The following is a 23,589-nucleotide window of genomic DNA, read 5'->3' on the forward strand; positions in this document are numbered from 1 at the left end:
GCTCAAGCAGGCTCACCCGCCTGCAGATTCTTTTTCTTCCTTCGCCGGCCCGGCGTCAGCTGCTGGGTCGACCAAAAGCTGAGGGCCAGCTTGTCTCGAGCCTCCTTCAGCACATCGAGATCCCAGCCGTTCACGATCGCGAGCCGGAAGCCGCCGGGCGGCATCGAGTGGAGCACCGGATCCTTATCTTCGTGAAAGGTGACCTGGACACTCGTCACTTCGCTCATTCCCTTCACTTCCGAAACGATCTTGGGATCGGGATGCCGGTACTGAATGCCATGCGCTCCGAAGAGCACCACGCTGTAGCCGGTCCTGCGGTCGGTTCGGTAGTTCCAGGTTCCGTCGGTGTAAAGCCCGATGACGGCCTCGACCCAGCCCGGCCCGTAGAGATCCGGCCATTGATCCGCGAAGCGGAGATGGCATTCGATGATTCCGTCCCCGATCGTCTCGAGATTGATCATCCCCGTGTAGCCGGCGAGGTTGTTTCTGATCCACTCCGTGAAGTAGGCGACCAGAGATTCGCGGTCACCCTTCTCGACGACCCAGTAATCGAACATGCCGCCGCCGATCGGGATCCCGGTCGTATGCCGCCACCATTTCGGCTCGCCATCGACGACGGCCACGTCGGTCGAGACGTGATCTCCTTCGAGCAGTTCCGACCACATGTGTCCCGGCCTCAGGGCTCGTCTGTACTCCGCCTCCGAGCGGAGGACCCTTGAGCCAGCTCCCATCCCCCGCATGTTGTAGATCGGCTTGGAAAACACAGGATAATGATCCGGATCGATACCATGAGGAGCGCAGCGCAAACCCTGCGACTCGGCGATCGAGAGCTTGTTGTACACCCACTTGAACTCGGGGTACCAGATGTACGCATCACCGTCCTCGGTGGGCACATTGACGTCCTCGGGACAGGGTACGCCCTCGAAGTACTGCATTCTCCATGGATCAGCTTCGCATACAGGCATTCGACAAATCCTCCTCGCTTCATCCCCTGCGCCGAATGTACCAGACCGCGGGGAGGCCTCCGTCGCTGATCCCGCGTTCCCCCATCCCCGACCCTGCTCCTGCCCGCTTACTCCCATGTATCATTCGTCAGACATGAAGCCTCGCATCCTCGTCACCAACGACGACGGAATCTACAGCGACGGTCTCCGCCGGCTCGCCGAAGCCCACCGCGAGGTCGGAGACGTCGTCGTGGTCGCGCCGGACCGCGAACAGAGCGCGGCCTCGCATGCGCTCACACTCAACCGGCCCCTGCGGATCCTCGAAATCGATGACAATCAGTGGATCGTGGACGGCACCCCGACCGACTGCGTGAACCTCGCGGTGCTGCAGATTCTTCGGAGCGCACCCCCCGATCTCGTCGTCTCCGGAATCAATTTCGGCCCGAACCTCGGAGACGACGTCACGTACTCCGGAACCATCTCCGCGGCATTCGAGGCCTCCCTGCTGGGGATTCCCTCGATCGCATTCTCCGCGCTCGTTGGCGAGCATTTCTCGTTCGAAAATCACGCCGGCTTCGCAGCCCGGCTCAGCCGCGTCGTTCTCGAGCGAAAGATCGATCGGTCGATCATTCTGAACGTGAACTTTCCGGTCGAGCGGGCACACGGAGTACGGCTCACGAGACTCGGAAAACGGAGCTACGCGGAAGGTGTGATCGAGCGGCTCGATCCCCGCGGTCGGAAGTACTACTGGATTGGCGGCGACCAGCCCACCTGGGAGGACGACCCTGAAAGCGACTACGCCGCAGTCGCCGCCGGTTACGTCTCGATCACTCCCCTCCACCTCGATCTCACGCACCATCAGGCCATCCGGGACCTTCAGTATCTTCCGGAGGAGCTTGCCGGCGAGGCGCTTCGTGCCTGATCCAACCCTGACGCGTAACTATCGCAGGCTGAGAGAAACGATGGTCCGGCGTCATGTCGAGGATCGTGGAGTTCGCGATCGACGTGTGCTCGAGGCGATGCTGAAGATACCGAGGCACGAGTTCGTGCCGGAATCGATGGTTCAGAAGGCCTACGGCGGCTCGGCGCTTCCGATCGGCCACGGTCAGACGATCTCCCAGCCTTACATCGTCGGGCGGATGATCGAGCTCCTCAATCTCGATGGAAGCGAAAAAGTACTGGAGATCGGGACGGGAACCGGCTACCAGGCGGCGGTGCTGTCCCAGGTAGCCGCCCGCGTCTTCTCCATCGAGAAGATCAACGCGCTCGCGCTCACTGCCGTCGAGGTCATCGGCAATCTCGGGATTCAGAACGTCAGCATCAAGACATTCGACGGTACTTACGGCTGGTCGGATCAGGCTCCGTTCGATCGAATCATCGTGGCGGCGGCGGCGCCGGAAGTGCCAAAACCACTGGTGGGTCAGCTCTCGCGAGCCGGCTGTCTCCTCATCCCGATCGGACCTCACGGATCACAACGGCTCGCTCGCGTCACCCGGACCGGAACGACGATCCAGATCGAGGACGTGGAAACCGCCGAGTTCGTACCGCTGGTCGGTCGATTCGGCTGGAAAGGTTGAGCGGTCTGTGGTTTGCTTGAGGCGGTACGAAAGGCGACCTTAATGAAAGAGCTCAGATTGATCAGAGTGCACGGTAAAGTCCAGGGAGTCGGTTTCCGGTTCTTTGCGACACGCGTCGCCCGAAGGCTCGAGTTGAAAGGCTGGATCAAGAACCAGCGGGACGGAACCGTCGATGCCGTCGTCGAGGGAGAGAGCGCGCGAATCGACGAATGGCTCGAGGAGATTCGCGAAGGCCCCCGCTTTGCCGAGGTCACCAGGATCGAGCAGAAAAAAGAGAAGTACCGGGGAACCTTCGGTGAGTTCGACGTCAAATTCTGACCATCTTCGACGGCTGATCCGGGATGTCCCCGATTTCCCCTCGCCCGGAATCCTTTTCAGGGACATCACCCCTCTTCTCGCGTCTCCAGAAGCGTTCGCCTCGGCGCTCGACGCGATGACCCTGCCCTGGAAGTCTCACTCGATCGATCTCGTCGCAGCCATCGAGTCCCGCGGATTCATTTTCGGCGCCGGGATCGCCGAACGGATGGGGTGCGCGTTCGTACCGGTGCGCAAACCGGGCAAGCTCCCGTTTTCGACGATCTCCTACGAGTACGACCTGGAGTACGGCACCGACACGCTTCAGATCCACGCCGACGCGGTGAGTGCAGGGGCGCGGGCTCTGATCGTCGATGACCTCGTGGCCACGGGGGGTACCGCCCACGCGGCAATGAACCTGTTGAAAGAGGTCGGCGCTGATGTCGTCGGACTCTCGGTTCTGATCGAGCTCGAGAGTCTCGGCGCCCGAAGACGGCTCGAGGGTCTGGAACTTCGCTCCGTGATCCGCTACAGTTGACGCACAGACTCTCGCAGGAGTCCAGTCATGAGCGGAAAAGTCCGCACCCTCATCGAGAAACAGACAGTCATCACGGTCGAGCCCGACGCCTCGGTTCGGGAGGCTGTGCGCCTGATGACGGAAAACGATATCGGCGCGGTGGCCGTGAGCTCCGGAGACAGCCTCGCTGGAATCTTCACCGAACGGGATCTCATGGTTCGCGTGATCGATGCCGAGCTCGATCCTGAAACCACCCCCGTCGGCAAGGTGATGACGACCAACATCGTCGCCATCGGGCCTGATGACAACTTCGAAGACTGCGTCATCACGATGAAGCTCAAGGGGTTTCGTCACATGCCCGTGCTCGACGGAGATCGGTTGATCGGCATGCTCTCGTTCCGGGATCTTCTCCAGGCCGATCTCGAACGGATCCGGGATCGCGCCGATGTTCTCGCCCGCCTGGTCCGGCTCGATCCGATCTACGACGCTTAGAGGCAGTTGTCGGTGGCCGGTTGCCAGTTGCCGGTTGCCGGATTGATCTCGCCACCATCCAAACACTCGTCATCCTGAGCCGCCGAAGGACGGCGAAGGATCTTCGCGGAGGATCCGAGCCTTCGGCATTCTGCCGCCCGCTGAAGCGGGCTCCACACGATTTTGGGGAGAGCTTCTATCCCCCGGCTGGAAGCCGGGGGCTAAAACCTTTCGCCCGCTTGCGCGGGCTGACCGATGACGATGTTCTCGTCGACATCAACACTCCAGGACGGTCAGCGTTCTTTCGCCCGCTGAAGCGGGCTGATCGGAAATGCACGTTTTCGAGCCCGCGGAGCGGGCGACAGAACGATACGCGAGGGGCAGATCGTCTCCAACTCGCTGAATAGACGAAGCCAGCCAAGCCGCCGAAAGGCGGCGGCAGATCTTAGCCTCCGGCTTCAGCCGGGGGCTAGAGGCGACCCCTCTCAACGTCGAGCCCGCTTCAGCGGGCGACAGAATCGATCCCGACTTCGAGCACCATCCAACCGGCAACGGGCCGGCAACTGGCAACCGACAACCGTTTTTTCAGCTGCTCATCGAGTTCAGGAACTCCGCGTTGCTCGCCGTCTTGTCGAGCTTGTCGACGAGCAGCTCCATCGACTCGACGGTCGACAGCGGACTGAAGACTTTGCGCAATACCCAGATACGGTTGAGCTCTCCCTTTTCGAGAAGCAGCTCTTCCTTTCGCGTTCCCGACTTGTTGATGTCGATGGCAGGAAAAACACGCTTCTCGACCAGCTTCCGGTCGAGATGAACTTCCATGTTGCCGGTTCCCTTGAACTCCTCGAAGATGACGTCGTCCATTCTCGAACCCGTGTCGATCAGAGCGGTCGCGATGATCGTGAGCGAGCCCCCTTCTTCGACATTCCTGGCCGCACCGAAGAAGCGTTTCGGCCTTTGAAGCGCATTCGAATCGACACCGCCCGAGAGCACCTTCCCGGAAGGTGGGACGACGGTGTTGTAAGCCCGTGCGAGACGGGTGATCGAGTCGAGCAGAATGACGACATCGCGCTTGTGCTCGACCAGGCGTTTTGCCTTTTCGATGACCATCTCGGCAACCTGGACGTGTCTGGCTGCCGGCTCGTCGAACGTCGATGAGATCACTTCCCCTTTGACCGATCGCTGCATGTCGGTGACTTCCTCGGGACGCTCGTCGATCAGCAGAACGATCAGCGAGATCTCGGGATGATTCGTCGTGATCGAGTTGGCGATCGACTGCAGCAGCATCGTTTTGCCGGTTCTCGGGGGCGCAACGATCAGACCGCGCTGCCCTTTTCCGATCGGTGCGACGAGATCCAGTACCCGCGAAGAGATGTTGCCTTCGACCTCGAGCCGGACCCTTCCCTCCGGATACAGAGGGGTGAGGTTGTCGAACAGCGTCTTTTCCCGAGCGGCCTCAGGCTGCTCGAAATTGACCGCCTCCACCTTGATCAGCGCGAAGTAGCGCTCGCCGTCCTTCGGCGGCCGCACCTGGCCCGAAACCGTATCACCCGTCCGCAGATCGAATCGCCGGATCTGCGAGGGGGACACGTAGATGTCGTCAGGGCCCGGAAGATAGTTGTATTCCGGAGCCCGAAGGAACCCGAAGCCGTCCGGCAAAGCCTCCAGTACCCCCTCGGAGAAGATCAGCCCGCTCTGTTCGGTCTGACGCTGGAGGATCGAGAAAATCAGCTCCTGCTTTCGAAGCCCGGAAGCGTTCTCGACACCGTACTCCTTCGCCAGCTTTGCCAGCTCGGGCAACTTCATCTCCTTCATTGCACGAAGATCGAGGGTGGCGACCTCCTCCGAAGTCTCCGGCGCTGGGCTCGGCGCATCGCCCTCGGAATCCGGCTTCTTCGCGCGCTTCCCCTTCTTCGCCGGCTTCTTTTCCTCGGTCTTCTCGGCCGGGCTTTCCTCGGCAACGTCCTCGACCGCGGCGGTTTCCTCGACTTCGACGCTGTTTTCCTGCTCCATCTTTCCGTCCTCCCCGTCTCAGCTCGAAACGGCCTGTACTCGACTCTCTTTGACAGCTCGTGCGATCGCTCCGCGAACCTCGTCGGTCCCTCGTTTGTCGACCGATGAAAATGCAATCACATGATCCTTCGGGACTCCCAGACTCTTCGACAGCCTGCTGAGTCGCGAGATCCTCTGATTGTTCGAAAGCTTATCGGTCTTCGTCGCAATGATCCGCCACTCCTGCGACCGGGCTACGAGCCAGTCCCTCATCTCCAGATCTTCTTCCGTGGGATCACGCCGGACGTCGATGAGAAACATGAACAGCTCGATCGGCGAATCCCCCTCGAGATAGGCCCGGACCAGACCGCCCCAGCTCTCACGTTCCGTTTTCGACACCTTTGCATATCCATAACCCGGCAGGTCGACCAGATAGAAGCAGTCATCGACCAGATAGAACTGAATCGCCCTCGTCTTGCCGGGAGTCTGGCTCACCCTGGCGACACCCTTGCGATTGACGATCCTGTTGATGAGCGTCGACTTTCCGACGTTCGAACGACCCGCCATCGCGATCTGTGGAAAACGATCGTCCGGAAGATCCTCGGGGCGATAAACAGCCGTCTTGAATTGAACGGATTGGAAGTTCACTTGCGTTACCGGATGATGTTGCTGGAAGAAAAAGAAGACCCGGCGGCCCACGCCGGATTTGAACGGTACGACAATCATACGTGATCCGGGGGATCACGCAACTATTGAAACGACCTCAGTGCGTCGTCAGGTCTTCCCCGGCGACGGTTTTTGCCTCGGGCAGCTTCTCCTTGGCCTCGGTCGGCACCAGCGCCCCATCCAGAGCGATCGCCACGACCTCGTCCATCGTTTCCACCAGATGGAAGGTCATGCTCTCTCGCACGTCCTCGCGAACGTCCTCCAGATCTCGCTCGTTATCCTTCGGGAAAATCACGGATGTGATGCCCGCTCGGGAGGCCGCCAGAATCTTGTCCTTGAGTCCGCCGATCGGAAAGACCTTTCCTCGAAGCGTGATCTCTCCGGTCATCGCGATGTCGCACCGTACCGGAATCCGGGTGACGGCGCTCAGGATCGCCATTCCGATCGTGATCCCGGCAGAAGGTCCGTCCTTCGGAATCGCACCTTCCGGCACGTGGACGTGAATGTCGTGCTTCTCGAACAGCTCCGGGTCCACTCCGAACATCTCCGCGCGCGAGCGAACCCACGACATCGCGGCCCTCGCGGATTCCTGCATCACGTCGCCGAGCTTGCCGGTGAGCGTAACGTTCCCTTTTCCTGAAGAGAGCGCAACCTCGGTGTAGAGGATCTCGCCACCAACCTCTGTCCACGCCAGACCGGTCGCCACCCCGATCTCGCTCTCATCCTCGAGCTTCTTCAGGCGGAAACGAGGTTTGCCGAGCATCTGACGCACTTCCTCAGCGTCCACCGTGACCGTGATGTCCTTCCCTTCCGCGAGAACCCGCCTGGCGAGTTTCCGGCAGATCGATCCGATCTCGCGCTCGAGGTTGCGGACTCCGGCTTCGCGAGTGAAATGCGTGATGATCTCGTTGATCGCCTCTTCGGTGAATTCGACCTTCTTGCCGTCCAGCCCGTGCTCGGCCACCTGACGCTCGACCAGAAACTGCTCTGCGATCGCCAGCTTTTCCAGGTGGGTGTAACCAGCCAGATGAATGATCTCCATCCGGTCCTTGAGCGGCGGAGGAATCGTGTGGGTCACGTTCGCGGTCGCGATGAACATCACCTTCGAAAGATCGTATTCGACGTCGAGGTAATGATCGGTGAACTCGTGGTTCTGGGCAGGGTCGAGGACCTCCAGAAGCGCCGAGGATGGATCTCCACGGAAATCCATCGACATCTTGTCGACTTCGTCGAGCAGGAAGACCGGGTTGACTGTTCCGGCCGCTTTCATGCGCTGGATGATCTGGCCGGGGAACGCGCCGATGTAGGTCCTCCGATGTCCGCGGATCTCGGCTTCGTCCCTGACACCCCCGAGAGAAAGATGGACGAACTTTCTGCCGGTCGCTCTCGCGATCGATCGGGCAAGTGAAGTCTTCCCCACCCCGGGAGGTCCGACGAAACAGAGGATCGTTCCCTTGTGTCCTTTTGCGAGCTGGCGCACCGCCAGGAACTCGAGAATCCTCTCCTTGACCTTCTCGAGACCATAATGATCTTCATCGAGGACCGATTCGGCCTTCCCGATGTCCCGGACCTCACGCGACGCTTTCTTCCAGGGAACCGAGACGAGCCATTCGATGTAATTGCGTGAAACGGTGGCCTCCGCCGACACGCCCGGCATCGACTCGAGCCGCTTGAGCTCCTGGGTTGCCTTCTCGCGGGTCTCCTCGGGCATGCCCGATTCCTCGATCCGCTGCCGCAACTCTTCGATCTCGTCGCCCCGGTCGTCCTTCCTTCCGAGCTCGTTGTGGATCGCCTTGATCTTCTCGTTGAGGTAGTACTCCTTCTGGGCGCGCTCCATCTGCTTCTTGACCTTGGAGTTGATCCGCTTTTCAATCTCGATTTTCTCGATCTCGACCTCGAGAAAATCCTGAACTCGACGGAGACGGTCGAATACGTTGATCTCTTCGAGAAGCTCCTGCTTCTGCGCGGTCGAGATCAGCATGTGGGAGGCGAGAACGTCTGCGAACGCGGACGGGTCCTCCATCTGCAGGCTCGGAACGACCCCCTCGAAAGCGAGATGATGCGACATCTTCGCGTAGCGCTCGAAGAGATCGACGATCTTCTTCATGTACGACTCGATCTCCTCGGTGGAGCGGTGTTTCTCTTCGACTTCCCGGACCTCGACCTCGGTGTAACCGTCAACCTCGCCGTACGAGACGATCTCGCCGCGGGCCAGGCCTTCGACCATCACACGAATGTTCTGATTGGGCAGCTTCAGGTTCTGGACGACCGTGGCAATGACGCCCACCGAGTAGATCTCGTCCATCGCGGGATCATCGGACTTCGGATCTCGCTGGGTCGCGAGAAAGATCCTCTTCTCGTCGCTCGCCAGGGTCTTCTCGAGCGCTTCGACCGAGCCCTTGCGTCCAACAACGAACGGCGCCATCGAAGAGGGGAATACCACCATGTCCCTCAACGGAACGAGCGGTAAGCGAACGGTACTTTTTGCCTTGTCAGTCATTCTTTTTTAGAAGAACCTCGTACGACGACGCCTGCTCGATACCGCCCGGATTACCCCGCTTTGCGATGGACCATCTCCGGGGCGGTTCGATTCACCACCGTGTCTCTGGTCACCACACACTCCGAGATCGCATTCTGCGAAGGGAGCGAGTACATCAGATCGAGCATCAGCTCCTCGAGAATGATCTTCAGGCCGCGAGCTCCGACGTTACGGCTCAATGCTTCCTCAGCAATCGCCTCGAGAGCTTCCTCCTGAAACGACAGCTGCACGTCCTCGAAACCGAACATCGTCTGATACTGCTTGACCAGCGAGTTCTTCGGCTCCCTCAGAATCTCGACCAGCGATGCGACGTCGAGCTCGCTCAGGGTCGCCATCACGGGCAACCGTCCCACGAACTCGGGAATGAGTCCATATTTGATCAGGTCCTCCGGGTGGGTCTTCGAAAGAAGCTCACCCGAGCGCTGCTGCTTCTTCAGGCGGATCGACCCGCCGAAACCCATCGAGGATTGAGACATCCGCCGCTCGATCAGCCCTTCGAGCCCGACGAACGCGCCTCCACAGATGAACAGAATGTTGGTCGTGTCGATCTGGATGAACTCCTGATGGGGATGCTTCCGCCCGCCCTGGGGGGGCACATTCGCGATCGTACCCTCCAGAATCTTCAGAAGCGCCTGCTGGACCCCTTCGCCCGAGACGTCCCGTGTGATCGAGGGGTTTTCGCCCTTGCGACAGATCTTGTCGATCTCGTCGATGTAGACGATGCCCCGTTCGGCCTTGTCCTTGTCGTTGCCTGCCGACTGGTACAGCTTCAGGATGATGTTCTCGACATCCTCACCGACATAGCCGGCCTCGGTCAGAGTGGTCGCGTCGACGATCGTGAACGGAACGGCCAGCATTCGCGCGAGCGTCTGCGCCAGCAGCGTCTTGCCGGTGCCGGTCGGACCGATGAGCACGATGTTCGACTTCTGGAGCTCGACCTCCGCGGCGCCTCTTTCCTGGTGCTCGATCCGCTTGTAGTGGTTGTACACGGCAACGGCAAGCTTCTTCTTGGCCGGGTCCTGTCCGACGACGTACTCGTCGAGGAATTCCTTGATCTCCTTCGGCTTCGGAAGCGTTGGACGGGACTCTCCCGCACCGGTCTCTTCCTTCCGGTCTTCGGCGATGATATCGAGACAGATATCGACGCATTCGTCGCAGATGTAGACGGTGGGACCCGCAATCAGCTTCTTGACGTCACGCTGTGACTTGTTGCAGAAGCTGCAGCGGAGTACATCGCCTGAACTCACCTTCTTCGACATGGAGTACCTCGCCTCCTTTGCGTCGGTTCCATTCTCGAATCCCGTCTGTTGGATGTCAAGGATGGCACTCGTCCCGTTGAACGCGTCATTTCCGGAGGATCATTCCGAGCTCGCCCGGACCGTGAACGTTCTTCCCTCCGGCATCTGGAGATCCACCAGCTCGATTCCCACCTTCCCGGCAACCTCTCTGGACCGGTCATCCCGGTAAAACTCGCCGTAGAAGATTTTCGAGATTCCAGCATTTGCAATCAGTTTGAAACAGTTCCAACACGGAGAAGCCGTCGTGTACAGCTCGGCCCCATCGATCCGCGCGCCGTTCCGCGCCGCCTGCAGGATGGCGTTCGCCTCGGCGTGCACCGTCGAGATGCAATGACCATTCTCCATCTCACACCCATCATCCTCGCAATGAGGCATCCCTCGCAGCGATCCGTTGTAACCGGTCGAAAGGACCGTCCGGTCCCGGACGATGACTGCTCCGACGTGTTTTCGCGTACACGTCGACCGTGTCGCAGCCTGATGGGCAATTCCCATGAAGTACTCGTTCCAGTCAGCTCTCACTGCATCTCCTCTTTCAAAACAACTACCGGGTTCGCTGGATTCGAGCGAGCTCGCCGTGCATGCTTCCTGCACGCGCCCGGCCCGTGGGAAGGTGCGTCCTCATCGTCGAAGACAATCACGACCTTCGACGTCTTTACGCCGTCGGGCTCAGCCAGAGAGGATTCGAAGTTCGCCTCGCTTCGAATGGCGCTGAGGCAATCGAAAGAGCTCGGGCACATACTCCCGACATCATACTTCTCGACATGATCCTGCCGATCATGGACGGCTGGGAGGTCATGGATGCCCTCGATATGCCCGAAAACCCGCTCCGGATTCCCGTGATCGCAATCAGCGGACAATCGCCGCCCGAGAATCTCGCTCTACGCAAACCCCTGGTCGACTGGCTCGAAAAGCCGGTTTCACTCGACGAGCTCGAAGCCAGCCTGAATCGTCACCTCCGCGCTCAGAACTGATCCGGCTCATCCGGGAGCGGCTCCGCGAAGGGATTCGGACCTTCCAGCGCCACCCGGAGCCGCCTGCGAACGCGTGCCCTGAAGATATCGGCCGGGAGATCCGGTTCCGGAGCTGCGATCTCCACCTGCTCTCTCTCTCCCTGCAGTGTCACCACGCAACGATCCCCTTCATCAGTCACCGCATCTACGACCTCGCCGTACTCCCATCCGAGGCCGAGCAGCTCCTCGCGCAGAATGTCGTCGATTCTTTTCTCGAGCTCGCTTTCCATCTCTTACCGTCAATCTCGCAGCGTTGGGTTTAGAATTGATGAGTATACGCCTGAGATCAACCGATGGAGTTAAAGCCGGGAAGCAGATTGGGGCCCTACAAAATCGTCTCCCCACTGGGTGGCGGAGGCATGGGCCGCGTCTGGCTGGCCGAGGATGCGACACTCGGCCGGAAGATCGCCATCAAGACGCTGACCGACGCCCTCCAGTCGAGCCAGGCCGCCCTTCAACGCTTCGAGCGGGAAGCCCGATCCGCCTCGGCCCTCAACCACCCCAACGTGATCACCATTTATGAGCTCTCGCTCTCCGGAGACCCCGTATGGATCGCGATGGAGCTGGTCGATGGTGACAGTCTGCGCCAGGTGATCGCGGCCGAGGCTCCGCTCTCCCTCCGCCGAACCCTACAGATCGTTTCCCAGATCGCGGACGGACTCGCTGCCGCTCACGAGAAGGGAATCGTCCATCGCGATCTGAAGCCCGAGAACATCATGATCTCGAAGGACGGCTTCGTGAAAGTCCTCGACTTCGGTCTGGCGAAGCCGCTTCCACTGCCCGATTCGGACGATTCAACCGTCTCCCCGGGCCACTCCACGCACCCAGGGACAATTGTCGGCACGGTCGCTTACATGTCGCCGGAACAGGCACGAGGTGGAGTCGCCGACTTCCGATCCGACCAGTTCGCCCTCGGAATCATCCTCTACGAGATGTTGACGGGACGCCGCCCCTTCCACCGCGCATCCGCCGCCGAGACCCTCACGGCGATCATCCGCGAGGATCCGGAACCTCTGGCATCTCTCGCTCCGGACTCTCCGGCGCCATTGCGCTGGGTCGTCGACCGCTGCCTGCAGAAGGACCCCCGGGGACGGTACGCGAGCACTCGCGATCTCGAGCGCGATCTTCAAAATCTCCGAACTCATCTTTCTGACGCATCGAACCCCGACGTTTCGCTTCCGGCATCGAACAAGGGAGCACTGCCACGGTCGAAAGTCCTCGCCGCAACAGCGATCGTCCTCGTGCTCGTAATTGCCATGGGTTGGTTCCTCACCGGGGAGACGGAGCCACCGATTCTCACTCCTGCACCCATGAGCGCGGATTCCAATACCCGTTATCTATCGGTGCTTCCCTTCGCCGACACTTCCGATCAGAGCGAGACGGCGCTCATTGCACAGGGGCTGTCGGCCATGCTGCGAGCCGACCTCTCGCGGGTTTCCGGCCTCCAGGTCGTGAGTATCGATTCCACACCCTCCGGCGCTACTGCACTCTCCAGAGCGCGCACCGTGGGTGCGACGCTCGCTCTCGACGGAACCCTGCAGCAGCTCGACGACCAGATTCGAGTCAGCTGGTCGATTCTGTCGGTGCCAGACGGCCGGGTCGTTTCGGGCGATACCGTGACCGGATCCTCCAAGGACCTCTTCGCGATCGAAGATCAGATATCGAACCGCATCACACGCTTTCTCGACGTCCAGGGCCGGCCCTCTGCCCCTGACCCGGTCGAGATCGAGAGCCCGGATCATCAGCTCGAATATCTCAAGGCGGTCGGATACCTTCAGCGTTACGACAACGAAGCATCGATTGACGGAGCCATTCGGATCCTCGAGACACTCTCCGAAGACTCCGCGATCGTGCAGGCTGCGCTCGGACGGGCATATCTGCACAAGTTTCAGCTGACCCGGGATCCCGCCTGGGCGGACCTTGCGGTCAGGGCCTGCGAGCGGGCGGCGACGATCGATCCTCAGAACCCCGAGGTTCGCGTCACGCTGGGAGAGGTGAGGCTGCTGAACGGACGGCTCGAAGAGGCAGCGGATCAGTTCAGACGAGCGGTCGCACAGCAGCCGAACCTGACCTCCGCCCACCTGGGACTGGCGGCTGCGGTCCGCAGGCTCGGCAACCTCGAGGAGGCCGAACGCCATTACCGTCGGGCTCTCGCACTCGAGCCTGGTTCCTGGGTGGTGCACAACCATTTCGGAGCTTTCAACTTTGGCATCGGCAATCTGGAATTGGCGGAGAGTGAATTCACCCGGGTCGTCGAGCTCAGTCCGGACAACTCACGCGGCTACTCCAACCTCGGTGCGGTACGGCTCGAGCTGGGGCGGCACGATGACGCCGTCGCCGCATTCCGCAAATCGATCGACATTCAGCCGACCAGCTCAGCGCTGTCAAACCTCGGAACCGCGTTCTTTCGTCTTCGCAGATATGAGGAAGCCGCGGATGCGTACCGCCGCGCCATCTCCCTCACCCCCGACGACTACCGCTTCTGGATCCACCTCGGCGATGCGATCCGATGGGGTGCCGGAAATGCTGGCGCGGAAGAGGCCTACGATCGAGCCATCGAGCTCGCCGAAAGGGAGCTGGCTCTCGACCCCCGATCAGCACGCACGCACGCACAGCTCGGTGTCGCGCTTGCGAAGCGCGGACGAATCTCCGAGGCCCGCGCGCACTCCGCAAAAGCGGTCAGCCTCGATCCCGAGGACCCCGATGTCCGCTACGATCAGGCTGTGGTCGCCAACCTCGGCGGCGACTACTCCCAGGCGACCAGCCTGCTGCGCTCTCTCATCGACGAAGGGTGGGGTCTGGACCAGATCAAAACCGACCCCGAGCTCGCAAATCTGAAGATTTTCGCGTCTAAGGACGCCAGTTCACCCAACCGAAGAAAGGAAAATTCATGACCCTCACCCGTTCCCTCCTCATCGTCCCATCGCTGCTGCTGCTTCTGGTCTGCGGACCTGATCCGGCTCCGGAACCGACGCCGGACGTCACCGACACATCCCACACCGATGACGACTCCAGACCGCCCTCCGAACCTTCGCCCGAAGCGGACGACGACACCGCGTACGAATACGACGGCGAGCTCCCAATCGCCGACACTCCCGCGATCGGCGACTGCACGCTCCCTGAGCCTGCAGCTCGGAAATACAAGAAGATCAACGTCTTCGTCATTTCGGGAGCCGTCGCCATCCATAGTGGCAGCAGCCGGAAGCATCTGAAGCAGAAGACCGAGGGATTGGTGTGGAAGTACTCGGACAGGGGTCTGGAGGTGGTATTCGACGACACCGCCGTCATCGTCGATTGCCAGGACCTTCCGGGTGGCAACAGCGAGTGCAAGGTCGAGCCTTTCTGTTTTAGGGACAAGGAGCCCAATGAATACAAGTACACGATTGAAGTCACCGACGCCATACCGCTCGATCCGAAGGTGATCGTCGACCCGTGAAGATTTCTTCCGGACGAATTGGAGCCGGCGCCTTCCGGGGCGCCGCTCTCCTCTTCGCGCTCGCTTTCGCCTGCGCTTCACTCGAGATCCCGCGCAACGAGTACGGACTTGCCGTCGTGGAGTCGATCGAGCTTCACGACAGGATCGTCGAACAGAAGCCCGACCACGAGCTCGTCGATCTTCGAAACGTTCTTTCATCCGCCCGTTTCGAGATTCGCTATGCGACGGACAACAACTTCATGAAGCGCCGCCTCTATCCTTCAGCCGAGGCGTGGCTCAGAAGGCCCGCCGCCGAGGCGCTTCAACGAGTGGAGGCCGAGCTCGCGCGACAGGGTCTTGCCCTGAAGATCTACGATGCCTATCGGCCGTACGAAGTGACCCGTCAGATGTGGGAGCCGTACAAGGATCCCGATTACGTGGCCGACCCCGCCCGCGGCTCCCGGCACAACCGCGGCGCCGCCGTCGACCTCACTCTGGTTCAGATGGCGACCGGCGAGCCTCTCGACATGGGCACCGATTACGATGACTTCACTCCCGCGGCGTCTCACTCGTATCGCGATCTCGAGGATCAGGTCCTTCGAAATCGGATTCTGCTCCGTTCGGTGATGGAGCGTCACGGCTTTCTTCCCCTCGCTTCGGAATGGTGGCACTACGACTTTTCCGGCTGGGAGGATTTCGCGCTGCTCGATCTTTCCTTTGACGAGCTGAGGAACTGACGGCGCGTCGCGCGAACAATTCAAACTCTGCTATTGTTCGGATCGACAGGGTGGGCTTTGGCGAGCCCATCGGGAGACATGGGTGTCACAGACTGCTGCGGTTCCCGACTACGGGACTAACCCCGCCGAATCGGGGGGCGCGCATTCAGATCTCGAGGAGAACGTTCTCAACTTCCTCGAGCGGGAGAGGGAAGTCGGCAGTTTTCCCGGAGCTGTCTGGGCCGCGGGGCATGCCAGCGGAATCGAGGCCGAAGGAATGGTCGGGCACAGTGTGCTCAAGCCCGCCAGGATGCGCATCGGGATCGACACGATTTTCGACGTCGCTTCGCTGACCAAGCCGCTCATCACGGGTACCCTGATCCTGAGAGCCTGGGCAGACGGGTTGCTCGATCCCGGCGATCGTGCGTCGAAGTTTCTCCCCGAGCTCAGGAACACCGAGAAGGAGACGATCACCGTGCTCGACCTTCTCACGCATCGGGGCGGTTTCCAGGCGTGGTACCCCCTCTACACTCAGGGTCTCGGTAAGACGGCCTACCTCGACGCCATCAAACGTCGTCCGCTTCGATATCGCCCCGGCACCAGGCAGATCTACACCTGCCTCGGTTTCATCCTGCTGATCCAGATCGCGGAACGGGTCTTCGAGGAATCGATCGAGGATCTCACCGAACGTCTGATCTTTCAGCCGCTGGGTTTGAGAAATTCGATGTTCAACCCCTCCCCCTCGCTCCTTCACCGGATCGCCGCGACCGAGTGGGGCAACGCTAACGAGCGCCACATGGTGAAGCGTCGCCAGCTCAGTTTCGATGACTGGCGCGAGACGATGATCTGGGGAGAGGTCAACGACGGCAACGCCTTTTACATGGGTGGAATCGGTGGCAACGCCGGCCTCTTCTCCACCGCTCGGGAAGTCTTCGAGTTCGGACGCGCCTGGATCGACGGCTCCGAGAGACTCCTCCCCTCCGACATCACCGACCGCGCCCTTCGCAACTACACCATCGGACTGGAAGAGAATCGCGGTCTCGCATGGCAGCTTCACACACCGAAACCCGACCACCCCACCGTAAGACTCTCACCTCGCTCGTTTGGTCACACCGGCTTTACCGGGACCTCGATTTACGTCGATCCCGATCGCGAGCTCATCATGGTGCTGCTCACCAACAGGCTTCATCCGTCCTGCAAGCCCATCAACACGAATTACATCCGGCAAAAGTTTCACGGGTTCATCATCAACGCCTGGGACTGACGGTTGCCGGTGGCCGATGGCCAGTTGCCGGCGGCCGGGGTCGGTCGTGAAGCCACGTGACCCGCCCCTGAAACGCTCACTCACGATCCCCCACCCAGATTCTTCGCCCGCGCTCCGCCGGGCTCAGAATGACGTGGGTTAGATTGTTTCGCTCGCCACATCCAAACACTCGTCATCCTGAGCAATTGACCGGCGCGTTGCGCCGGTGAAGCGGGAATGAAAACCGGAGCCTGCAAAACTCCGCATCCCATACTCAAACCGACGTCGTCCCGAGCGGGCGGTCGGGCGGGCAAGCGAGGGACCTTGCAGGGTGGGACATCAGGCCAAGCGGAGCGCTGCAGAAGGTCGAAGTCCACGCAATTTCGTGGTCGTTTCATTAGGAGCCGCCAACGGACGGCGAAGGATCTGGGGCAGGTCATGAGGCGAAGTGACGAGCCCCTGCAAAGCCTGATTCCCGACCCCCGCCCGGATCGTCCGGAAACCTCCAAAACGCGGCATCCTGAAAATAGTCGAAATTTTTTCGAAATACCTCTTGCAAATTCACGATTAATGCTCCATCTTTTCGTTATCGCGACCGCGTCCGGAATGGACCGGACCCGGGCTTCGCAGAGGAGGGCATAAAAATGCCAGCCAAGAAGAAAGCGGCTAAGCCGGCCAAAGCAACGAAACCCGCCGCCAAGCCCAAAAAGAAGTAAGCCGATACAGAACCGGGGGCGCCGAATACGGCGCCCCCGCTGCTCTCCCGCCTTTCCCCCCTCGACATCCTCGCTTCAGCGCCGATCCCTACGATGAGGTAACTTCCCGGCCAGTTCTGCGTACGTGCATACAGGAGGGCTCTGAAATGAAAAGCATGATCATCGCCGCGGCGGTGCTCGCCGCATCCGCCAGTGTCGCACACGCCGACTGTCGGTACGAAGCGCCGCGGGCAATCAGTGCGGTCGACACTTCGGGAATCAGCGCAGTCCGAGTGATCACCGGAGCTGGTTCGCTCGAGGTGACGGGCCGTTCCGGAGGTCCGATCGAAGCAACGGGAACGGCCTGCGCCTCGAACCAGGATGATCTCGAGGACATCCGGCTCGTCGCGCGAAAACGCGGCCAGACTCTCGAGATCGAGGCCGAAATTCCCGATCAGAACAGGTCCTGGGGACGTAGTGCCAGGATGGATGTCCGGATCTCACTGCCTGACTCGATCGAGCTCGAGATCGAAGACGGCAGCGGATCGATCGCGATTCGCAACACGGGTGACACGCGCATCGACGACGGCTCCGGCTCGATCAACGTGCAGGGTGCACGGTCGCTCTGGATCGACGACGGCTCCGGCGACATCGACATCGAGAACGTCGCCGGTCTGGTCGAGATCGAGGACGGGTCCGGCGACATCGACATCCGCGACGTCCGAAACACCGTTCGCATACTCGATGACGGCTCCGGCGGTATCGACATCGAGCGCGTCACCGGGAGTGTCATCATCGACGACGACGGCTCCGGAGGAATCTATGTAACGGAGGTCGAAGGCGATCTGATCGTCGGTGATCACGGGAGCGGCGGCCTCTCATTCGACCGAATCACCGGAAAGGTCTCGGTACGGGACTGACGAACCGGAGGGGGGTTCGTGAACCCCCCTGACATTTCCCGGGCCTCATCCGGCGTTAGAGACTGGGTCCCATGGCCCAGTCTCACTTCATGCTGTTCTCATCCTCATTCATCATCGCCAGCGGCGTCAGCCTCATCGCCGGCTACTACTTCATCAGGTTCCGAAAAGACATGATTCTTCACCGGAACTTCATGATCTCCGCGAGCGTGCTGGCGATCCTGTTCCTCATCACATACGTGACGCGATGGACCCTCTATGGCGTCACACCCTTCGAGGGTTCGAATGCCCTCCGGGTGGTTTATTTTTCGATCCTCGTGCCCCATGTGATTCTCGCGAGCCTCGTCGTTCCGTCGGCCGCCTGGCTCATTCATCTCGCCCTCAGACGCAAGGATTACGTAAAACACAAGCGGCTAGCCCGATGGGTGTTTCCGGTATGGGTCTTCGTTGCGGCGAGCGGCTGGATCATCTATTACATGCTCCACGGCAGGGGATGAGCAGGTCTCGAAGCCCCGCACCAATTCCGGGCTCGATGATCCAAACCTGCTAAAATCAGGCGTGCAACACACCCCTCGACATCTGAGAACCCGTGTATTCACGATCACGGCCGCCGGAGTTCTCCTTCTGATCGGGATCACCGCAACGCTGACGTGGCGCACTCGCGCTGTCGAGCGTCGGTTCTCGACCATGGTGATGATCGATCTCGAGACGGAGCGCGCCCTGTCGGACCTGGCTCGTCGGACCCGAATCATCGAAACCCGGGTGCGAGTTGCCGGACCAGAGAGCTCGTTTGGGACGATCCTTGCCGATTGGAAACTTCTCACTGAGGAGGTCCGGGAAGCGCTCGGCGACAACGAAGAGTTTGCGATTCGCGCACGCGTCGATGCACTCGACTCTTCGATGCAGAAGGTCAACCAGAGCTGGAACGGTCTCGACCGAGGTGCCCGGCAGAACGTCCTCGAAACGCTCCGGATCGAATTGACCCGACTCGCCGACCGCGCTACAGCCCAAGCGGAGGCCCGCTCGGATTCCGCTCGCGCGCAGCTCGATGAGCTCTCCCGGAGCGCTTCGAACACGATCTGGGTCGCTCTCGGGCTCAGCTGGATCGTCGCGATCGCCGCATTTGCAATCGCCCGCCAGCTCGTTGAGAAAGTCGTCCGTCCCGTGGAGGACCTCGCCGCGGCGGCACATGCTCTCGCGTCCGGGCGACTCGACGCTCGCGCACCCGTGCGCGGCGACGCGGAGATCGCACACCTCGGAGCCAGCTTCAACCATATGGCCCGAGCACTCGAGGCCTCTCACAACGCTTTGAGCGAACGCGCCCACACCGACGAGCTCACCGGCCTTCCGAATTTCCGTACCTTCAATCAGGCCCTCGCCGCCGAGATCGATCGGGCCCAGCGCTTCGAATACGGATTCGGTCTGCTCGTCCTCGACGTCGACCATTTCAAACAGTACAACGACGACTTCGGTCATCAGGCAGGCAATGACGCGCTCCGACTCGTGAGCCGGGTCCTTCTCGATACGATTCGCTCGATCGACGTTCCGGCGCGGTATGGCGGCGAGGAGTTTGCCGTGATCGTGCCGCGAGCCGACTCCGAGGGACTGGCAAGAACCGCGGAGCGCATCCGACGCGCCATCGAACAGAGTCCGGGAATCCTCCGACGCCGTCCGATCACGGTCAGCGTCGGAGGAGCACTCTACCCTGATGACGGGGAACAGCCGGAAGCCTTATTCGAAAAGGCTGACGAACGACTCTACGAGGCCAAGAAAGCCGGTCGAAATCGCTCGGCGCTCCCCGAACACGCCCCGCTCGTTCCTCACAGGCGAAAGGGCATCTCCCGACGCCGCGCCTGAAGAAAGATGGTTGGAGGATCGAAGTTCGCTCTCGCCACATCCAAACACTCGTCATCCTGAGCCGCCGAAGGACGGCGAAGGATCTGGGGGACGGTCGTGAGGCAACCCGACCAGAACCTCAAACGTTCATTCACGAACCCCCGCCCAGATTCTTCGCCCGCGCTCCGCCGGGCTCAGAATGACGTGGGTTAAATCGAGTAACTGCGCTAATCCCTGATCCCTAACCCCTAATCCCTGAGCCAGTGGCACGTGTAGCCGCCGGGGTTCTTCTGGAGGTAGTCCTGGTGGTAGGACTCCGCGATCCAAAAGGGACCGGCCTCTTCGATCGTCGTTGCAATCGGGGCGGACCACCGACCCGAAGCCTCCAGATCCTCAATCGCCTTTTCGGCCGCCTTTCGCTGCTCGTCGTCGTGAACGAAGATCGTCGACCGGTACTGGCTTCCGACGTCGTTCATCTGACGGTTGACCTGAGTGGGGTCATGGAGCCGGAAGAAGTAGTCGAGAATCTCCTCATACGAGATTCTGGAAGGATCGAACTCGATCCGAATCGACTCAGCATGTCCGGTGCGACCCGTTTTCACCAGTTCGTAGGTGGCATCCGGTATGTCCCCACCCGTATAGCCGACATCGGTGTCGACGACACCTTCCAGGTCACGGAAGAGCTCTTCGACTCCCCAGAAACATCCCCCCGCCAGCGTCGCGGTCCGGGTCGTCATGACTCTCGCCACATTCCTTCACTCGTCATCCTGAGCCGCCGAAGGACGGCGAAGGATCTGGAGGACGGTCGTGAGTCAACGTAACGAGAATCTGAAGTGCTCACTCGTGAGCCCCCGCCCAGATCCTTCGCCCGCGCTTTGCCGGGCTCAGGATGACGTGGGCTGGAATCGCGCGAGATCATTGCGCCGAGCCCCGAACCTCCAACCTCGCTTTGCATCCGTCACTCTTCGGAGCTTCCCTCGAAGAGCTCGAGGTACTCCCCATAGCCCTCCGCTTCGAGTCGATCGACAGGGACGAATCGGAGAGCTGCGGAGTTCATGCAATAGCGGAGTCCGGTCGGCAACGGGCCGTCCTTGAAAACGTGGCCGAGATGAGAGTCGGCTTTCGCGGATCTCACCTCCGTACGAGGGAGAAAGAGCTTGTAATCCTTCTTCTCGACGACGTTCGACGGTTCGAGCGGACGCGTGAAACTCGGCCATCCCGTACCGGAATCGTACTTGTCGAGTGAGCTGAACAGAGGCTCTCCCGAAACGACGTCGACGTAGATACCAGGCTCCTTGTTGTCCCAGTACTCGTTGCGGAACGGCGGTTCGGTGTCGTCCTTCTGGGTCACCTGGTACTGGATCGGGGTGAGTCGCGCGCGAAGCTCTGCATCCGACTCGTCCACACCGCGGTTCGTGCCGGTTGTTTCGGTCATCCTGGTCGTACCCTCCGCCTCGGCCTGCGTGGCTACGGGCTGAGCACAACCCAGAATTGCCACCACGATCGTCAACAGCCATCCGTTTCTCGCCATCACCTTCCGAGTAACAGATCGACGGTTCCGATCGTTCCCGCTCTACTTCAGGTTGACATCGGCGTCGCCGACCCCCACCTCGATCTCGATCCGCGAATCGCCGGTACCTTCATTCCATTCGACCTGATTCGCCAGAAACAGAAACCCATCCCTCTCCCCCGCATGCGAACGACCCAGGCGGAAGTCGGCGTCTCCCACTCCAACCTCGGCGCTCACGCTCCGAAAGGCTCCGGCGGGAGACTCGACCAGAACGTCACCTACGCCCAGCTCCACCTCGATGTCACCGAGAAGGCCGATGATCTCCGAATCGCCGACACCATGTTCCAGAGTGAGCGCGAACATCCTCGGCATTTCGAGATTGAGGTCAACAGAAAGCGATCGTACGGATTCGGGAAAGTTCTCGACACGAATCATCAACGTCTCACCGATCCGATCGACTCGCAGCGCGATCCGATCCGCGCGTTCGCAGTTGCGTCGCCACCCGCAGTTGACTCTCATTTCGATCCTCGCCTGCGGACCATTCGTGGCCCGAACCGTCAGTGCTCCCACCGGGAGCTCCACGTCAACGCGACTCAGACCGGCCGTATCGGCGATCTCCACGGCTTCTTCGCGAGGCTCACGCGCCAGCAGCGGCACCGCGGCGAGGCTCGCAACCAGGACACAAAAGACTGCTCTCATCAATTTACCTCCGTTGAATTGAAGGTACGGAGAGGGGATCGGTTTGTTGCAGCTTCGACGCTAGCGCCTGACCAGCACCGTCTCTGACGGAGTTGCAGAGCTCTCGTTGCCGGACGCATCGACGGCTGTCACCGAATAGACATACTCAACGCCTGGAGATGGCGATTCGTCGCGATACTCTCGGACGCCCGCATCCACCTCTCCGAGAAGGATCGAGTCGCCCCCCGCTGGCCGGCGGTAGACGCGGTAGCCGGCGAGATCCGGTGCTTCCACGCCAGCCCAGAGGAGACGCACGATCGTCGGCTCCACGAGCGGAGTGACATTCGCGGGCGCCGGAGGGGGTGCCAGGTCGCGTAACTCGGCAACCCGCACCAGCGACAGATCACTCTCCTGCACGGAATCCCCCTCCCACCCGAGAGCCGTCACCGCGTATCGCCACTCTCCGGGTGGAGCAGGATCGACGGCACTCAGCTCTCCGCTGCCAACCGTGACGGTCGGCTCGGCCGTCGCGAACGCCGCCCCCGCGCTTCGGAATCGATAGATTCGATAGCCGGCAGGATCCGGTTCGGACGATCCGAGCACCGTCCGCTCCGGAGCCGACCACGAAAGCATCGCGCCCTCTGCGACGGCTTCGACCACGAGGTCCTTCGGCGCAGCGGGGACGTCGATGGGAACGATCGACATCAGATTGGAAAGCTCGCTCTCCCGGTCACCGGTAATTGTCGTCACCCCATAGGTGTACCGAATGGGAAGACCATCTTCGGTCCTTAGGGGCGGTCTGTCCTGAACCACGACTCTCGCGCCGGTCGTGTACGACGGGATCTCGTCGCCGTCGAGCTCACCGATCTTCCGCCCCAGTTTTTCGAACTGGGCCGCGGGAATCACCGGCACCGCTCCGAAGAGCGCGATCTCACCCGGCTCCTCGGAGCTCGATTCGATCTCTCCCCTCAGAAACCGCGCACCGAGTGCTTCCGGGACCGTCTCGTTGTAGCGGTAAACGACGATCCGATCGACGCTCGTGAGAGATTCTCCGGCCGTCGTCAGCGCGGGATACTCCCACGACAGGATGATGATTGGCCCCCTCTGTGCTACTTTCAGATCCGTCGTCGCCTTTGCTATCAGCGGTACGGGGGGTCGCGGCGGTCCCTGCTTCCCGCAGGCCACGACCACCAGCAGCGACATCAAAAATATCCGTTTCATTCAGGCGATCCGCGCGCATTCTAGCAGCGCGCAGGATTTCGCCGGGAAGG

General features: G+C 60.8%; 23 protein-coding genes. 12 read left to right on the forward strand and 11 right to left on the reverse strand.

Features of this window, described 5'->3' with window-relative positions; all coding sequences use genetic code 11:
- Positions 1 to 2 precede the first annotated feature (2 nt).
- Positions 3 to 965 (reverse strand): hypothetical protein, encoded by a 963-nt coding sequence (locus KY459_07855; protein ID MBW3564624.1) that lies wholly within the window; start codon positions 963 to 965, stop codon positions 3 to 5.
- 133 nt (positions 966 to 1,098) lie between these two features.
- Here KY459_07855 and surE point away from each other — a divergent pair, with 133 nt between their 5' ends.
- The 4 genes from surE (at position 1,099) to KY459_07875 (ending at position 3,824) form a co-directional block, all read left to right on the forward strand.
- Complete coding sequence (gene surE, locus KY459_07860) at positions 1,099 to 1,866, forward strand: 5'/3'-nucleotidase SurE (GenBank protein MBW3564625.1); 768 nt, start codon at positions 1,099 to 1,101, stop codon at positions 1,864 to 1,866.
- A 40-nt stretch (positions 1,867 to 1,906) separates the two neighbouring features.
- Positions 1,907 to 2,521 carry a protein-L-isoaspartate(D-aspartate) O-methyltransferase gene (locus tag KY459_07865; GenBank protein ID MBW3564626.1) on the forward strand — a complete coding sequence of 205 codons (615 nt, stop codon included), beginning with the start codon at positions 1,907 to 1,909 and terminating at the stop codon, positions 2,519 to 2,521.
- A gap of 172 nt (positions 2,522 to 2,693) precedes the next feature.
- Entirely contained in the window at positions 2,694 to 3,353 is a 660-nt protein-coding gene (locus KY459_07870; GenBank protein MBW3564627.1) for an adenine phosphoribosyltransferase, read from the forward strand.
- 27 nt (positions 3,354 to 3,380) lie between these two features.
- Complete coding sequence (locus KY459_07875; GenBank protein ID MBW3564628.1) at positions 3,381 to 3,824, forward strand: CBS domain-containing protein; 444 nt, start codon at positions 3,381 to 3,383, stop codon at positions 3,822 to 3,824.
- Positions 3,825 to 4,388: 564 nt separating this feature from the next.
- Here KY459_07875 and rho read toward each other — a convergent pair.
- The 5 genes from rho to KY459_07900 form a co-directional block, all read right to left on the reverse strand.
- Positions 4,389 to 5,618 (reverse strand): transcription termination factor Rho, encoded by a 1,230-nt coding sequence (gene rho, locus KY459_07880; GenBank protein ID MBW3564629.1) that lies wholly within the window; start codon positions 5,616 to 5,618, stop codon positions 4,389 to 4,391.
- A 216-nt stretch (positions 5,619 to 5,834) separates the two neighbouring features.
- Positions 5,835 to 6,521 (reverse strand): ribosome biogenesis GTP-binding protein YihA/YsxC, encoded by a 687-nt coding sequence (gene yihA / locus KY459_07885; protein ID MBW3564630.1) that lies wholly within the window; start codon positions 6,519 to 6,521, stop codon positions 5,835 to 5,837.
- Positions 6,522 to 6,558: 37 nt separating this feature from the next.
- Positions 6,559 to 8,961: an endopeptidase La gene (gene lon, locus KY459_07890; protein MBW3564631.1), complete on the reverse strand. Its 2,403-nt coding sequence runs from the start codon at positions 8,959 to 8,961 to the stop codon at positions 6,559 to 6,561.
- A gap of 50 nt (positions 8,962 to 9,011) precedes the next feature.
- Positions 9,012 to 10,259 (reverse strand): ATP-dependent Clp protease ATP-binding subunit ClpX, encoded by a 1,248-nt coding sequence (gene clpX / locus KY459_07895; GenBank protein ID MBW3564632.1) that lies wholly within the window; start codon positions 10,257 to 10,259, stop codon positions 9,012 to 9,014.
- Positions 10,260 to 10,358: 99 nt separating this feature from the next.
- A complete protein-coding gene (locus KY459_07900; protein MBW3564633.1) occupies positions 10,359 to 10,790 on the reverse strand; it encodes a dCMP deaminase family protein in 432 nt (143 codons plus the stop codon).
- A gap of 110 nt (positions 10,791 to 10,900) precedes the next feature.
- Here KY459_07900 and KY459_07905 point away from each other — a divergent pair, with 110 nt between their 5' ends.
- Entirely contained in the window at positions 10,901 to 11,269 is a 369-nt protein-coding gene (locus KY459_07905) for a response regulator (protein MBW3564634.1), read from the forward strand.
- Here KY459_07905 and KY459_07910 read toward each other — a convergent pair.
- On the reverse strand, positions 11,260 to 11,538 hold the full coding sequence (locus KY459_07910; GenBank protein ID MBW3564635.1) for a hypothetical protein: 279 nt from the start codon (positions 11,536 to 11,538) through the stop codon (positions 11,260 to 11,262). The two genes, KY459_07905 and KY459_07910, sit on opposite strands and share 10 nt — an antisense overlap.
- 129 nt (positions 11,539 to 11,667) lie before the next feature.
- On the opposite strand from KY459_07910, the gene KY459_07915 reads away from it, so the two are divergent.
- The 7 genes from KY459_07915 (at position 11,668) to KY459_07945 (ending at position 20,151) form a co-directional block, all read left to right on the forward strand.
- Positions 11,668 to 14,202, forward strand: a complete 2,535-nt coding sequence (locus tag KY459_07915; protein ID MBW3564636.1) for a protein kinase — start codon at positions 11,668 to 11,670, stop codon at positions 14,200 to 14,202.
- Positions 14,199 to 14,744, forward strand: a complete 546-nt coding sequence (locus tag KY459_07920) for a hypothetical protein (protein MBW3564637.1) — start codon at positions 14,199 to 14,201, stop codon at positions 14,742 to 14,744. Before KY459_07915 ends, KY459_07920 begins: the two co-directional genes overlap by 4 nt.
- Positions 14,745 to 14,860: 116 nt before the next feature.
- The gene (gene ddpX, locus KY459_07925) at positions 14,861 to 15,460 is read left to right on the forward strand and encodes a D-alanyl-D-alanine dipeptidase (GenBank protein ID MBW3564638.1); all 600 of its coding nucleotides are present in this window, start codon (positions 14,861 to 14,863) and stop codon (positions 15,458 to 15,460) included.
- A gap of 82 nt (positions 15,461 to 15,542) precedes the next feature.
- A complete protein-coding gene (locus tag KY459_07930) occupies positions 15,543 to 16,703 on the forward strand; it encodes a serine hydrolase (GenBank protein MBW3564639.1) in 1,161 nt (386 codons plus the stop codon).
- Positions 16,704 to 17,544: 841 nt separating this feature from the next.
- Positions 17,545 to 18,297 carry a DUF4097 family beta strand repeat protein gene (locus KY459_07935; GenBank protein ID MBW3564640.1) on the forward strand — a complete coding sequence of 251 codons (753 nt, stop codon included), beginning with the start codon at positions 17,545 to 17,547 and terminating at the stop codon, positions 18,295 to 18,297.
- 71 nt (positions 18,298 to 18,368) lie between these two features.
- Entirely contained in the window at positions 18,369 to 18,791 is a 423-nt protein-coding gene (locus KY459_07940) for a DUF420 domain-containing protein (protein ID MBW3564641.1), read from the forward strand.
- 61 nt (positions 18,792 to 18,852) lie between these two features.
- Positions 18,853 to 20,151, forward strand: a complete 1,299-nt coding sequence (locus KY459_07945; protein ID MBW3564642.1) for a GGDEF domain-containing protein — start codon at positions 18,853 to 18,855, stop codon at positions 20,149 to 20,151.
- 227 nt (positions 20,152 to 20,378) lie between these two features.
- Here the strand turns inward: KY459_07945 and msrA are convergent, their stop codons facing one another.
- The 4 genes from msrA to KY459_07965 form a co-directional block, all read right to left on the reverse strand.
- On the reverse strand, positions 20,379 to 20,867 hold the full coding sequence (msrA, locus tag KY459_07950; GenBank protein MBW3564643.1) for a peptide-methionine (S)-S-oxide reductase MsrA: 489 nt from the start codon (positions 20,865 to 20,867) through the stop codon (positions 20,379 to 20,381).
- Between the two features lie 221 nt (positions 20,868 to 21,088).
- Positions 21,089 to 21,661, reverse strand: a complete 573-nt coding sequence (gene msrB / locus KY459_07955; GenBank protein MBW3564644.1) for a peptide-methionine (R)-S-oxide reductase MsrB — start codon at positions 21,659 to 21,661, stop codon at positions 21,089 to 21,091.
- Positions 21,662 to 21,703: 42 nt separating this feature from the next.
- On the reverse strand, positions 21,704 to 22,339 hold the full coding sequence (locus tag KY459_07960; protein MBW3564645.1) for a hypothetical protein: 636 nt from the start codon (positions 22,337 to 22,339) through the stop codon (positions 21,704 to 21,706).
- 60 nt (positions 22,340 to 22,399) lie between these two features.
- Positions 22,400 to 23,539: a hypothetical protein gene (locus tag KY459_07965; GenBank protein ID MBW3564646.1), complete on the reverse strand. Its 1,140-nt coding sequence runs from the start codon at positions 23,537 to 23,539 to the stop codon at positions 22,400 to 22,402.
- Positions 23,540 to 23,589 lie beyond the last annotated feature (50 nt).

Source organism: Acidobacteriota bacterium (assembly GCA_019347945.1).
Lineage (GTDB): Bacteria > Acidobacteriota > Thermoanaerobaculia > Gp7-AA8 > JAHWKK01 > JAHWKK01.

Excerpts from the sequence above, each read along its gene's own strand:
- KY459_07900 (MBW3564633.1), bottom strand. The coding sequence starts at position 10,790 with ATGGGAATTGCCCATCAGGCTGCGACACGGTCGACGTGTACGCGAAAA.
- KY459_07965 (MBW3564646.1), bottom strand. The coding sequence starts at position 23,539 with ATGAAACGGATATTTTTGATGTCGCTGCTGGTGGTCGTGGCCTGCGGG.
- KY459_07960 (MBW3564645.1), bottom strand. The coding sequence starts at position 22,339 with ATGAGAGCAGTCTTTTGTGTCCTGGTTGCGAGCCTCGCCGCGGTGCCG.
- surE (MBW3564625.1), top strand. The coding sequence starts at position 1,099 with ATGAAGCCTCGCATCCTCGTCACCAACGACGACGGAATCTACAGCGAC.
- rho (MBW3564629.1), bottom strand. The coding sequence starts at position 5,618 with ATGAAGGAGATGAAGTTGCCCGAGCTGGCAAAGCTGGCGAAGGAGTAC.
- KY459_07875 (MBW3564628.1), top strand. The coding sequence starts at position 3,381 with ATGAGCGGAAAAGTCCGCACCCTCATCGAGAAACAGACAGTCATCACG.
- KY459_07915 (MBW3564636.1), top strand. The coding sequence starts at position 11,668 with ATGGGCCGCGTCTGGCTGGCCGAGGATGCGACACTCGGCCGGAAGATC.
- KY459_07910 (MBW3564635.1), bottom strand. The coding sequence starts at position 11,538 with ATGGAAAGCGAGCTCGAGAAAAGAATCGACGACATTCTGCGCGAGGAG.
- KY459_07865 (MBW3564626.1), top strand. The coding sequence starts at position 1,907 with ATGGTCCGGCGTCATGTCGAGGATCGTGGAGTTCGCGATCGACGTGTG.
- KY459_07870 (MBW3564627.1), top strand. The coding sequence starts at position 2,694 with ATGCCGTCGTCGAGGGAGAGAGCGCGCGAATCGACGAATGGCTCGAGG.
- lon (MBW3564631.1), bottom strand. The coding sequence starts at position 8,961 with ATGACTGACAAGGCAAAAAGTACCGTTCGCTTACCGCTCGTTCCGTTG.
- yihA (MBW3564630.1), bottom strand. The coding sequence starts at position 6,521 with ATGATTGTCGTACCGTTCAAATCCGGCGTGGGCCGCCGGGTCTTCTTT.
- msrB (MBW3564644.1), bottom strand. The coding sequence starts at position 21,661 with ATGGCGAGAAACGGATGGCTGTTGACGATCGTGGTGGCAATTCTGGGT.
- msrA (MBW3564643.1), bottom strand. The coding sequence starts at position 20,867 with ATGACGACCCGGACCGCGACGCTGGCGGGGGGATGTTTCTGGGGAGTC.
- clpX (MBW3564632.1), bottom strand. The coding sequence starts at position 10,259 with ATGTCGAAGAAGGTGAGTTCAGGCGATGTACTCCGCTGCAGCTTCTGC.
- KY459_07940 (MBW3564641.1), top strand. The coding sequence starts at position 18,369 with ATGGCCCAGTCTCACTTCATGCTGTTCTCATCCTCATTCATCATCGCC.
- KY459_07855 (MBW3564624.1), bottom strand. The coding sequence starts at position 965 with ATGCCTGTATGCGAAGCTGATCCATGGAGAATGCAGTACTTCGAGGGC.
- KY459_07920 (MBW3564637.1), top strand. The coding sequence starts at position 14,199 with ATGACCCTCACCCGTTCCCTCCTCATCGTCCCATCGCTGCTGCTGCTT.
- KY459_07935 (MBW3564640.1), top strand. The coding sequence starts at position 17,545 with ATGAAAAGCATGATCATCGCCGCGGCGGTGCTCGCCGCATCCGCCAGT.